The 12,627-nt window shown below is 44.1% G+C and carries 11 protein-coding genes; 6 read left to right on the forward strand and 5 right to left on the reverse strand.

Going from position 1 to position 12,627, the window contains the following annotated elements; all coding sequences use genetic code 11:
• The first annotated feature begins 62 nt into the window (after window positions 1-62).
• The 6 genes from D8S93_RS20730 (at window position 63) to D8S93_RS20760 (ending at window position 7,799) form a co-directional block, all read left to right on the forward strand.
• Complete coding sequence (locus D8S93_RS20730; protein WP_152815204.1) at window positions 63-1,538, forward strand: 54K polar flagellar sheath protein A; 1,476 nt, start codon at window positions 63-65, stop codon at window positions 1,536-1,538.
• A gap of 264 nt (window positions 1,539-1,802) precedes the next feature.
• Window positions 1,803-2,573, forward strand: a complete 771-nt coding sequence (locus D8S93_RS20740) for an ABC transporter ATP-binding protein (protein ID WP_005378438.1) — start codon at window positions 1,803-1,805, stop codon at window positions 2,571-2,573.
• An 82-nt stretch (window positions 2,574-2,655) separates the two neighbouring features.
• A complete protein-coding gene (locus tag D8S93_RS20745; protein WP_186437863.1) occupies window positions 2,656-3,426 on the forward strand; it encodes an ABC transporter substrate-binding protein in 771 nt (256 codons plus the stop codon).
• An 81-nt stretch (window positions 3,427-3,507) separates the two neighbouring features.
• Window positions 3,508-4,248, forward strand: a complete 741-nt coding sequence (locus D8S93_RS20750) for an ABC transporter permease (protein WP_006742137.1) — start codon at window positions 3,508-3,510, stop codon at window positions 4,246-4,248.
• 3 nt (window positions 4,249-4,251) lie between these two features.
• A complete protein-coding gene (locus D8S93_RS20755) occupies window positions 4,252-4,929 on the forward strand; it encodes an ABC transporter permease (protein ID WP_005390676.1) in 678 nt (225 codons plus the stop codon).
• 155 nt (window positions 4,930-5,084) lie between these two features.
• Entirely contained in the window at window positions 5,085-7,799 is a 2,715-nt protein-coding gene (locus D8S93_RS20760; RefSeq protein WP_152815207.1) for an ImpA family metalloprotease, read from the forward strand.
• A 97-nt stretch (window positions 7,800-7,896) separates the two neighbouring features.
• On the opposite strand, the gene xthA is transcribed toward D8S93_RS20760, so the two are convergent.
• The 5 genes from xthA to dinG all read right to left on the reverse strand — a co-directional run bounded on the left by xthA (window position 7,897) and on the right by dinG (window position 12,379).
• A complete protein-coding gene (xthA, locus tag D8S93_RS20765) occupies window positions 7,897-8,703 on the reverse strand; it encodes an exodeoxyribonuclease III (RefSeq protein ID WP_048626179.1) in 807 nt (268 codons plus the stop codon).
• Window positions 8,704-8,797: 94 nt separating this feature from the next.
• Complete coding sequence (gene rsmS, locus D8S93_RS20770) at window positions 8,798-8,962, reverse strand: pleiotropic regulatory protein RsmS (protein ID WP_005378432.1); 165 nt, start codon at window positions 8,960-8,962, stop codon at window positions 8,798-8,800.
• The gene (locus D8S93_RS20775; RefSeq protein ID WP_012841995.1) at window positions 8,962-9,507 is read right to left on the reverse strand and encodes a primosomal replication protein; all 546 of its coding nucleotides are present in this window, start codon (window positions 9,505-9,507) and stop codon (window positions 8,962-8,964) included. The genes rsmS and D8S93_RS20775 overlap by 1 nt, the downstream gene beginning before the upstream one ends.
• On the reverse strand, window positions 9,504-10,289 hold the full coding sequence (locus D8S93_RS20780) for a sulfite exporter TauE/SafE family protein (protein ID WP_152815210.1): 786 nt from the start codon (window positions 10,287-10,289) through the stop codon (window positions 9,504-9,506). Before D8S93_RS20780 ends, D8S93_RS20775 begins: the two co-directional genes overlap by 4 nt.
• 14 nt (window positions 10,290-10,303) lie before the next feature.
• A complete protein-coding gene (dinG, locus tag D8S93_RS20785; RefSeq protein WP_152815214.1) occupies window positions 10,304-12,379 on the reverse strand; it encodes an ATP-dependent DNA helicase DinG in 2,076 nt (691 codons plus the stop codon).
• Window positions 12,380-12,627: the final 248 nt, after the last annotated feature.

Raw genomic sequence — 12,627 nt, forward strand, 5'->3', positions numbered from 1 at the left:
GCTTTCTACAGAGCAAAGACGATTTTTTGGCTAATCATTGCCGCTCAGTTTAGGAAAAAGACATGAAACAGCTTAAAGTACTGCCACTAGTGGCAATCATCTCAGGGTTAATGGTCGGTTGTGGCGGCGGTGGCGGTGGCGGCGGTGGTACTGCGCCGAAAACAGCGTTTACTTTTGATTTTGCTATACCAGCAACAATGACTGAAAGTGAAGCTACTGCGAAAGGTTGTACGGTGTATGACCACAAAACTGAGCTAAACGGTGATAAAACGGTTTTAACCTATAGCGCAGCGTCAAAAGAGCAAGTGACTAACTATGTTATCGGTTACTACTCTGATGCAGATGGCAAAAGAGCCGGAGACATCATCAAACCAACCACTGATAACTTTAAGTTTTATCTTGAAGATATTCCTGACGGCGGCTTTGTAACGTTTCAAGCAATAGAATTTAACGGTAGAGAAGCTCGCGTAAATACGTTTTCAAAAGAATTCTTACAAGATAAGAAACTACGTAATGCCACGTTTGCCCTTAACCGAGACTCTTTGAACAAGTGCTTTACTGGCGGTAACTTAGCAAGCAATAAGTTTACTAACCTAGATTACCGAAATGCTGAATCAGGTGGTGGAGACTACAACTTTGTCTCGCAAACCGATATTTTCACGTCACCTAACCCTGATATGTTGCCTACCGATGAGCTTATGGGGCTTAAAGGTGAGCCTACGGCGTTGTTCCAGTATGAATCTGGTTCAAGCGACAAAGCGCTTTACCAGTATGGTATTGGTTCGTGGGGGACTGGTGAGATCGCCTTAGTCAGAGCGGATAATACGTCAAACATTTATTCGTCTTCTGATTATACTTACGACACTCTCCACATTGGTTTTATTACTAACGGCTTTGCGTATGATGCGCTGAAGCTAGATAAAACGGCCGTTGAATATAATCGCCCTAGTGCAACGAATAAAGAAACTTGGGTCTACATGGCGTTCTCAGAGAATCAAGTTAATGGTTGGGACTCTCTACTTAACGAAACGGTCTCTGATGGATGGGATATTGACGTTGATCCAAGCTCTTACTTAAATATTGATAACCTGCCAAACACAAAACCAAGTGTATCAACACAAGGAAGTGCAGACTCGGTGATTGATCTGGACATGGGTTTAACATCGTCTACAGAAGGCTTTACTCGTGTCGCTTACTTTGCGGCTTCAGGCGACTATAAAGTCACACATCGTATTTTCACAAAGAGCGACAGTGACTCTGTTGTTGTTCCTGAGCTCCATTACTACAATTTCCCAACATCAGCCGTTAACGGTTTGAAAGTTTCAGCTTCGGACGATTTTAATCGCACTGCTTTGGTATTGAGTGACGATAGCAATATCGACTCTAAAGTTTTCATGAGCTTCTTTTCTAATGGTGAAGCGTCAGAGCCTGAGCTAGATGAAGACTTGGATGGCATCATTACTTCTGAAAAAGAAGGCCTAGAAAATGAAGTGACATTACGTACTTCAAACTCATTGGTAGTCAGTCGTTTTAATTAATTCATTACGACCCTAAATAAGTTTCAATTAACACTTTTGTAAATTTATTAAGCCCCTTCTAAAGGGGCTTTTTTATATTTAATATTCAGCTTTTGAAGAATAAGTTGCTATATATTGCATATTAATTTGGCTATCGTATCTTTCTATTCGAATTATTTAGGTTAATAATTTGTTGCAAGTTTCAGGGTGTGGTGCTAATTTGTTCCGAATTAGAGAGGGCGGAGTCCCTTAATTGCAGTGACAAAAACACAGGGAGTAGAGCGCATGAATGATGTACCAGCGCTAGATATAAAAGACCTGCACAAAACATTTGGACAAAATGAAGTTCTCAAGGGAATTTCTCTTGCCGCGCACAAAGGAGATGTCATCTCCATCATTGGCTCTTCCGGTTCTGGTAAGAGTACCTTTCTTCGATGTATCAACTTGCTAGAAACGCCTACCGCAGGTGAAATTTGGGTGAATGGTGAATTAATCCAAATGAAGAACAACCGAGCAGGGGAATCCGTTCCTGCTAATGAAAAGCAAGTGCAACGTATTCGCTCACGTCTAGCGATGGTGTTCCAAGGTTTCAACTTATGGTCACACCTGACAGTACTAGAAAACGTGATTGAAGCCCCTGTTCATGTTCTAGGCGTACCAAAAGCCCAAGCGATTGAAAACGCAGAAGTCTTGCTTAAGAAAGTAGGCCTATATGAGCGTAAAGACTATTATCCTGGGCACTTATCTGGCGGTCAGCAGCAACGTGCCGCTATTGCCCGTGCGCTAGCAGTTGACCCTGAAGTGATGTTGTTTGACGAGCCAACCTCTGCGCTTGACCCAGAACTTGTTGGGGAAGTATTAGGGGTAATGAGAGATTTGGCAGATGAAGGACGAACCATGCTGGTGGTCACGCACGAGATGGCATTTGCGCGAGACGTATCAAACCATGTGATGTTCTTGCATCAAGGCTTAGTGGAAGAACAGGGAAATCCAGCTAAGCTATTTACAAACCCGGATTCAGAACGATTACAGCAGTTTATCTCATCCATTTACTAATATTTTTAGGCGGCAGACTATTGCCTCCTAAGCCAGCACAACAAACAAAACGAAATAAAATAGCAATCACAGGAGTATGGAAATGAAAAAGTGGTTATTAGCAGCAACGATCGCTGCAACGGCAGTATCTGGTGTCGCTCAAGCGAAAGAATGGAAAACAGTTCGCTTCGGCATTGAGGGTGCTTACCCTCCGTTTAGCTGGACAGAAACTGATGGTTCTCTGAAAGGCTTCGACGTAGACATGGCCAACGCGCTTTGTGAAGAAATGCGAGTGAAATGTAAGATTGTCGCGCAAGATTGGGATGGCATCATTCCTTCTCTATTAGCGCGTAAGTACGACGCAATCATCGCTGCGATGTCTATTACTGAAGAGCGTAAGAAGAAAGTCGATTTCACTGGCAAATACGCACTGATTCCAAACAAATTTATTGCCAAGAAGGGCGCGAATCTGGATTTTGACAACCTAGATGGCAAGAAAATCGCCGTTCAACGTGCAACAACACACGACAAATATCTGACAGATAACTATGGCGATAAAGTAGAAATTGTTCGTTACGGTTCTTTTGATGAGGCTTACCTAGATTTAGCCAATGGTCGTGTTGCCGCTGTATTGGGCGACGCCTCTGCTCTAGAAGAAGGTGTGCTTAATAAAGCGGGCGGCGACGCGTACGAGTTTGTTGGTCCGTCATTGACCGATCCTAAGTGGTTCGGTGAAGGTTTTGGTATTGCCGTGCGTAAACAAGATAAAGATCTAACGAAGAAATTGGACGCGGCGATAATTTCACTACGTGAGAAAGGTGTTTATCAAGAAATTGCTGGTAAATACTTTAACTACGATGTGTACGGTGAATAAACCGTAATTAAGCGACCGTTGGCTTGTTCCTAGAAGTAGTCAACGGTCGATTTTTTGAGTTTAGGGATTAGGAACTCACCTATGCTAGATTTACAAGGATACGAAGCTTCGATTTTAAAAGGGGCTTTAGTAACGATAGAAGTTGCAGTGCTTTCACTCCTTCTTGCGGTGATCTTAGGTATGCTTGGCGCATTAGCTAAGTTAGCGCCTTACAAATGGGCAAGGGCGATTGCCACTCTTTACACCACCGTCATTCGCGGCATTCCAGATTTGGTTCTGATGATGCTGATTTTCTTTGGTGGACAAATACTTTTAAACAATAGCCTGTACTCCATTAACGAAACGCTCAATGAGTGGTTTGCTTCGAGTGATCCAAACCATGAATGGACGTCTTACTTACCCGACTATATTGATGTCAGCCCATTTATTGCAGGTGTACTCACGATTGGTTTTATCTTTGGTGCCTACATGGCGGAGACTTTTCGCGGAGCGATCATGGCGGTGGACAAAGGTGAACTAGAAGCGGCGAAAGCTTATGGTATGAGCTCAGCCTTATCGTTTAGAAGAATCTTACTGCCTCAGATGATTCGTCATGCATTACCTGGATTTGGTAATAACTGGTTAGTGTTACTCAAGACCACTGCGTTAGTTTCCATCATCGGCCTGGATGACATGGTGAGAATGAGCTCGTTGGCGGCAGGTACGACGAAAATGCCGTTTACCTTTTACATGGCTGTCGCGCTCATCTTTCTATTTTTTACCAGCGTTTCGACCGGGCTACTCAAGCTTGTTGAGCGTAAGTTCAGTATTCATGCGAGGTAAGTTATGGATTTTTCTTTGATTATTGAAAGCTTCCCAACTTATCTTCAGGGACTTTGGACGACAGTTTGGCTTGTAGGGTTAGCGTTGGTTATCGGTTTGTGTGTCTCGATTCCATTAGCTGTGGCACGTAATAGTACGAATTATGCCTTTAGCTTACCTTCTTGGGGATTCATTTACTTTTTCCGTGGAACACCGTTGCTGGTCCAGTTGTATTTGATTTACTACGGTATGGATCAGTTCTTTCCTGTGAAAGATACCTTGTGGGAAAACGCCTGGTTTTGTGCTTTAGTCGCTTTTATTCTTAATACGTCGGCTTATACAGCAGAAATTATTCGTGGTGCGATTAATGGCTTGCCCAAAGGTGAAGTAGAAGCTGCCAAAGCGTATGGGATGAGTAAGTTTATGACATACAGACGTATCATCTTGCCTAGTGCACTGCGTCGAGCATTACCAGCTTATTCAAACGAAGTGATTTTCATGCTGCACGGTAGTGCAGTCGCGGGTATCGTTACCATTATGGATCTAACTGGCGCTGCGCGCTTAGTTAACTCACGTTACTATGCGCCATTTGAATCTTTCCTAACGGCGGGGCTGTTCTACATGGCACTGACGTTTATGATCTTGTGGTGCTTTAAAGTGGCAGAGAAGCGCTTCTTGGCATACCTACGTCCTTTAAGTTAATAATTAATGTCAGCAATGGTATCGAAATGGGTACCATTGCTTTTTGATGATTTTGTTATCTTCATTCCTATTTTTCCTACCGATACAAAAGACTATTTCTTTTTATTCATGTACTTACATTAATATTTGATAAACCCATTGTTTAGTAAGTAAAAATGAAAAAAACAATTCTATCGTTGGGACTTGCCGCCGTTGCCACTGGATGTGGTGGGGGAGAGTCACAATCTAATGCTCAAGTAAAACCAACGCCAGCTCCAGTTCAACAAGCTCTGGAAACTGGTAATGCACTGCTCGTTTCTGACCCGAACGATTTCATCCGAGAAAGTCGGCAAGTTGTGGAAGGGCACAAGAAACAGTCGAATACGATCAAATCTGCAATTGCGAAAAACCTTTCTGGCCTTTATTGGGATCCAACCCATGATGCAGCGATCTTGGCACCTCAGTATGGGTTCAACGACACAATCTTGATGACCAACAAGGCCATGGCTAGCGGTTATAAAGATCAGGCGTTGTCAATTGGCGTTGCTGGAGAAAAAGATAATGGTCAACGTTATGCGCTATTAGGTAGTAACCCATTTAGAACGGCACAACGCTTTCCCGAGTCTTCGAATGCAGCGATGACTCAATGGCTAAGCAACCTGGTCACTTGGTTGTCAGGCGGAGCTACTTCAAACGTTGTCATCGCGCAAATGGATCAGTCTTATTACTTCCCTGATGAGCAAGCGACTCGGAATTGGCTGAACGACAATGTTTCACAAGAGTTGGCGTTTAACGAGGCCAACCTATGCGATGGTTCGAAGCTACTTAGCTGCTTGCAAACCAATACTCCAAACTTATTGATCTTGTCACAGCATCTGCAATCTGGCGACACCAACCAACAAGTACTCGATGCTCTGGCATACGCTGAGCAAGCCCAAATTCCTGTTCTATACCTGCATTGGGATGGAGGACTAACTGAACTTGGCCGAGACATTTTGGAAAAATTCCATGTTGATTATGTGGGAGATAACTATTGGCGTAAGTTAGGCTTGGTTGATTGGGCGCCTTCATCACTCATGAACTTCGTGCCAGACTCTGTTGCTACGCAACAAGCGCTGTTGTCTCGTTTTGAATCTCAAAACTTCAATGTTGACTTGTCACAGTGTGATGACAAATCTTGTCCTGACACTGCGAATATGGAAAGTCAATTTTATGCAGGGGCAAACAGTATTCGCCATCGGTTGCAAAAGCTTGATGAACAAAAAGTAGATTTGTTTAATCAAGACGGCTACCAATACGAAAAACTCATGGTATTGCTGGCTGATCATTATCGTCAAACGGTTGTCTTCCCAATGGACAAACAGTCAACCCAAACGACCGAATTCCTAAAGTCGTACTTTGCCGATTACGTGCAATACAACAGCCGAAGCGTAAACCCAAAACAACCAAATATGGGGAACTTCAGCCGTAGTGAGTTTAGCCCTGAAGTAAAGAGAATCAGCGCAACGATTAATATGGAATCAAAGCGTAACTTCCGCTCTGCTGGTGTGTATGCGCTTCCTGGGGAGACCTTTACGGTCACGCGCAATGACAGTAATGAAGTGACGACTAAAATTGTCATCAACAGTTTAAGAAGTGGCGCAACTCATGAGTTCAGCAAAGATGGATACACGCGACCAAAAATGCTGACTTCTTTCGCCTATGAGGTGAAGCCGGGTGAAACCATCACGCTGACTTCACCTTATGGCGGGCCTATCCAGGTTCACTTTAACAATATTGATGTACCAGTAGCTCTAACATTTAGCCATGTAGCGCAACACCCTGTATGGAGAAGTGAAAAGGATAACGATGCGTTTATTCAGGAGCTTGAAGCGAATTTGTTCGATTGGGCTGAACTGATCACGCCTGGATTTGAGGTACACTCTAAACGTGACAAAATGCTTGAATCTGTCAACGATGAGATGTGGTCGACACCCGCTGAAATGGCGCTAGCGACAGAAGAGTATGTTCATAACTACCCACATGTCTTGGCTGGTTTCCAAGGGCCGGGTATCGATGAGGTTCCGGAAATTATCCAGTATGCCAAAAATCAAGGTTGGGAAATCGCCAATATTGATATGGTGAAGCATATGAACGCTGACCAAGCGACGTGTGGTTACGGCTGTTCTGGTAACCCATACGATGCTTACTGGTCATTCAGCCCACTCGGTCACGGTGATTTACATGAGCTTGGTCATGGCTTGGAAAAAGGTCGATTCCGATTTGCAGGCTGGGAAGGGCATTCAACGACCAATTACTACTCGTATTACAGTAAGTCTCGTTTCTTCCAGAATACGGGGAAAGTTTCAACTTGCCAAAGCTTAGATTTCAAAGGCCAGTTTGAATTATTGCAAGCAAGCCGAACTCAAGCGGATCCAAACGCTTACATGGCAGCGCAAAATCAAACTGGTTGGAGTTGGGGAGCTCGCGTTTACATTCAAATGATGATGGCGACGCAGCATGAAGGTGTACTGCAAAATGGTTGGCATTTATTGGCGCGATTGCACCTGATTGAACGTGAGTTTAACCGCTTGAAATCGGATGATGCGCTTTGGAATGAGAGACGATTGAGTATTGGTTTCGCCAACTACTCTCGTGAAGAGGCAAATAGCATCTCAAACAATGACTGGTTGCTTATTGCTCTGAGCTACATCTCTCAGCGAGACATGACGAGCTATTTAGATATGTGGGGCTTCTCGTTCACAGAAAAAGCGAAACAGCAGGTTGTGGCGCTGAATCTACCACCGATGCCTCTCACTTACTTTGCAAGCAGCAATACCGGCTACTGTCTGAACGAATTTGCTCAAACGCCAGTCAGTGTTGATGGTCAAACGGTTTGGCCGCTGAACTAGCTGAGTAGAAAGTAACTTGCATGAAAAAGGGAGACAGAGTCTCCCTTTTTCATGGGGTAAGCTTAGCGTTGAGTCCCGCTTATTGCTCAGTTATGTATTACTTGAACGTCGACCAAATTGGAGCGTGGTCTGAAGGTTTTTCAATACCGCGCAATTCATAATCGATACCCGACTCAATACATTTTTGCGCGAGGGAAGGGGTCGCCAAAATGACATCAATTCGTAGACCTCGGTTATCATCAAATCCGCGAGAGCGATAATCAAACCACGAGAATTGATCGTTCACTTCTGGATATAGCTTGCGGAAGGTGTCCTCAAAGCCCCAATCTAGCAAGGTTTTCAGCCATTCGCGCTCTTCCGGTTGGAATGAACATTTACCTGTTTTTAGCCAACGCTTACGGTTTGGTTCGCCGATACCGATATCTGCATCAATAGGGCTGATGTTGATGTCACCCATAACAATCAATTGCTCGTCACTATTGTGATGATCGTTTAGGTAGGTCATCAGATCTTTATAAAACTGACGTTTGTATGGGAATTTTGTTTCGTGGCTGATGTTATCCCCTTGAGGGAAGTAGCCGTTTAGCACCGTGACCTTTTCGCCGTTTTCATTTAAAAACGTTGCCATGATCATGCGCTTTTGGTGCTCTTCGTTATCCGTCGGGAACCCTTTTTGTACGTGTAGAGGTTCTTGCTTACAAAGCATTGCGACGCCGTAATGCGCTTTTTGACCATGGAAATACACTTTGTAGCCCATGGCTTCGACAGCTTCAATCGGGAATGCTTCATCGTGAACTTTAATTTCCTGAAGGCCAATCACATCTGGTTGGTGTTTGTCGATTAGCGCTTGGAGTTGGTGCAGTCGCGCACGTAGTCCATTGATGTTAAAGCTGATTACTTTCATTGTTTATCCTTTTTGAGGGCGTACTTTTTTATGAATAGTATCATTGTGCAAGAGCACTGAAAACGAGTCTCGGTGAAAGGAGCGAAACGTTGGGCTACTTTGCTTTTAATTTGTTTTCTAAGTCGTTTTGCACGATCTTTAAAGCGTTAAGCGCAACTTCTGGATCTATCTCATTGCTCTCAAGTAAATAGATCAAATCGACAGCCAATTTGATCTCTTCAGGTGCGTCATCTAAAGGCGAGGTTGGTTGATCGGCCATTATTGGTGTTTTTCCCTATGTGTAATTTGGTTCTCTAGTTTCAGAAGCGCTGCCTCACAACGAGCCAAACGTTGCTCGGTCGCTAGTAACACTTTCTGAGCCTCGGCACGCATAAAACTAGGAGCGGTTTCGACAGCACGTTCTTTTTCTAACACCATTTCGCGCAAGCGTCTTGCCCACTCTTGGTGTTGAGCGAGTTCCTGATAAAGCACGTTAATAGGCTTGCGGAAATGGCTGCTATGTTTGATCTCATTCTTGCGAATTTTGGTGGTAGAAATCTCGCGTTGAATCGCACCGATTTGCGCTACTAACCGTTCAGTGAGGTACTCAGCACGCAAAGCGGTGAGCTTACCTTCATTTTGCTCACGCACAATCGCATCCAGCGTGGCTTTTGCTTCTTTTACGCAAGGAGTAAGTAAGCGAGAGCGACAACCAAATAAGCGCTCATCAAAAAGCGGAACATGGTGTTCGCCTCTTTGACGGTCAAGAACAGCGGCCTGCTTCGCCATTTGTTCTAGGTTTTCCTGGAGTTGAGAAATGTTCATGACAAACCTACAAACCATGCGTCATAAGCCAATTTTATGGCCAGTATACTGACGACAGTAACAAATACAGGGCGAATGAATTTAGAGCCAAACCGAATGGCGGAATGTGCGCCAACAAAAGCGCCAGCCATTAAACATACCCCCATTGTTAAGCCTAGCACCCAGTTGATATGACCGAGGACTGCAAACGTGATCAAAGAGGTAAAGTTGCTGGTAAAGTTCATTGCTTTTGCTAAGCCAGAGGCGAGCAAGATATTCAGCCGATACAGAGCCATTGAACTTACCGTCCAAAAAGCCCCAGTTCCAGGCCCTGCGAGCCCGTCATAGAGCCCTATGGATAATCCTTGCATGTACTGTTTTCTATGAAGTTTTGGGCAAGGCTCGGGAATTGGACTTTGATGAGGAGAGTGCGGAGTTTTATGGAAGACGGTGTATAACGCCGCCGCTAAAATAACAAGAGGTAACCCTTTTTCTAGCCAATCCGTGCTAATCGCGTCCACAAGTAGGGTACCTAATGTTGCTCCGACAAGCGTCGCAACAAATGCTCTTCCCCAGCATTGAGGCTTGAATAAATGTTTCTTGTAGTACGTAAATGCCGCAGTAGAAGAGGCAAAGGTAGCCGCAAGTTTATTGGTGCCTAGTGCAATATGAGGCGGCAAGCCCAACGATAGTAGAGCAGGTACGGTTAGCATGCCACCACCACCGGCAACTGCATCAATAAATCCAGCGACAAAAGCGACAAGCGCCAACACCAACAGCATAGTTGGCTCAATCATTTCCATAAATGGTGATTCTTCTAATATTCTATTTTACGTTTAAATGGAGGTAGTGAGTCGATTAAGGCTTGTCCGTATCGCTTAGTGACTAGGCGTCGATCAAGAATCGTTACTCTACCAGAATCTCTCTCTTTACGCAGTAAGCGACCTACGCTCTGGATCAGCTTTTTGCTTGCGTCAGGTACAGTTATTTGCATAAACGGGTTCCCACCTTTTTTCTCGATATATTCGGAGTGAGCCTGTTCGACAGGAGAGGTTGGAACACCAAATGGAATTTTTGTAATCACCAAGTTTTCAAGTAATTCGCCAGGTAAATCTAGCCCCTCAGAGAAACTGCCAGTACCAAATAAGATGCTGGTTTTATTTGATTCTATTAGCTTTTTATGTTTTTTTAGAATTTCTTGACGTGAGCTTTCACCTTGAACTTGCAATGCCCAGCCTTTTTTTATGAACTCCGAAGACAGCGCCTTCGCAACTTGGTTCATCTGCCAATAGGATGAGAATAATACTAAGTTGGCTTTCTTGTCTTCCAAGTACTTAGGCAATATCTCAATAAGATATTCAGTAAATTGAGGCGCTGGTGGTTCATATTTCATCGCAGGGATGAGCAATTCTGCCTGGTTTTGGTAATCGAATGGTGACGCAAGCGCTAAAAACTGTGTGCCTGATTCTGGTTTTCCATCAATACCAACCTGATGGCAAAAGTAATGGAAGGAGTTTAATGCACGCATCGTTGCGGAAACTAAAATGGCGCCAATGCACCTGCTCCAAATTTGTTGGTCGAGTTGCCATCCAATTTCAAGCGGAGAAACACTCACAATGAAATCACCCTCGCGATCGGGGTGGGTTTCTAACCAGCGAGCCAAAGGCGCACCTTTTTCACGAGTTGGCTCAGCCATCAAGTGCCAGACTTGCGCTAGGTTTTCTAACCTTTGAATGTAGAAGCCGAGCTCTGCAAGCGCTGGTTCAGCCAATCTTGTCGCAAGCTCCCCATCTTTTACTCTTTCCGCAATAAGGTCGGCAATTTTTGCCACACTTTGATTTGCTTTTTTACTGAACTGCTTCAACTCTTTGGATTGGTTCTCTAGCCATTCTGGTAGTTCACCGTGCTCAAAGCGGTAGATGCCTTCTTCAAATTGAGCTGGATCGAACTGTTTAGGCAGTTGAGTCAGTGCTGGTATCAAGTTCTGAACCGCGTCTTGAAGGTCGTTGCGAAATCGAGCTACGCGTTTCTCGTCTGCGAGCGACGAAAACTTGCTAATCGACTGATTTAACTTCTCAAGCCATGCTGCCGCACCTTTTAAGCTCGCAGATGCTGAAGCATGATCGCGGGCGACATGAGGCAAGTGATGTGCCTCGTCAAAGACGTATATCGTGTTTTCTGGCTCAGGTAAGATTACTCCGCCCCCCAAGTCTGCGTCTGCCATGACGAGAGAGTGGTTCGCAATGATGACATCATTCTTATCCAACTCTGAGCGCGCTTTTTGGAATGGGCAGCCGCGATGGCCGGGTAAGCTGTTATTACAACTGTGTTTATCACTAACAATCAGTTGCCATAGCTTATCATCAATGGTTTTAGGCCAAGAATCACGGTCACCGTCCCACTTACCTTGCGCAAGAGAGCGATGCATTGTTTCCAACAGCTCTATATCTCTTTGCTTAGGCTTGGTTTCGAACATGGCTAACTGACCACCATCAGCGCCACAAGCTGAAGCAAGTTTTTCTGCACAACAATATCGTTGACGGCCTTTTGCCAAAATAAAAGAAAACTCTCGGTCGGTAATCCGACGAAAAAGAGGGAGGTCTTTATTTATGAGCTGTTCTTGCAGAGCTACGGTCGCCGTTGAGATAACCACTTTTCTATTGTTATGTACAGCCACGGGGATGGCAGCCATTAGATAGGAGAGCGACTTACCAATTCCAGTCCCTGCTTCTGCAACCAGTATTCGGTTAGATTTGTGGTACTGACCGCACAGCGTTTTTGCAATCTCTGCAACAAGGTAGTTTTGTGCTCTTCTAGGTACAAAGTTATCAAGTTGATCTTGCAGGTTTTGATAGCTATTACGAATCGATTTTTGAATGTTACTGGTCAGCATACGGGCCTCAAATGCGTTGGAGGCGAATAGTAGCACACATCACTAGTTGTACAGTAGTTCACAAAACGGAATGCTTTTATGAGGAATGTAGATCTTCTTCACAAAAAAATATTGAACCTTATCTAAATGAAATTAATTTCATTATATGAAAAATATAAAACTCCAAATATGATATTTGTATGGTTTTTTATTCTATATATTTTGTTTTTTAGTATTTGTTTTGGGTTTAAAATCTCATTGTTAATGGT

It is taken from the genome of Vibrio sp. VGrn 2, from assembly GCF_009361695.1.
Classification (GTDB): domain Bacteria; phylum Pseudomonadota; class Gammaproteobacteria; order Enterobacterales; family Vibrionaceae; genus Vibrio; species Vibrio diabolicus.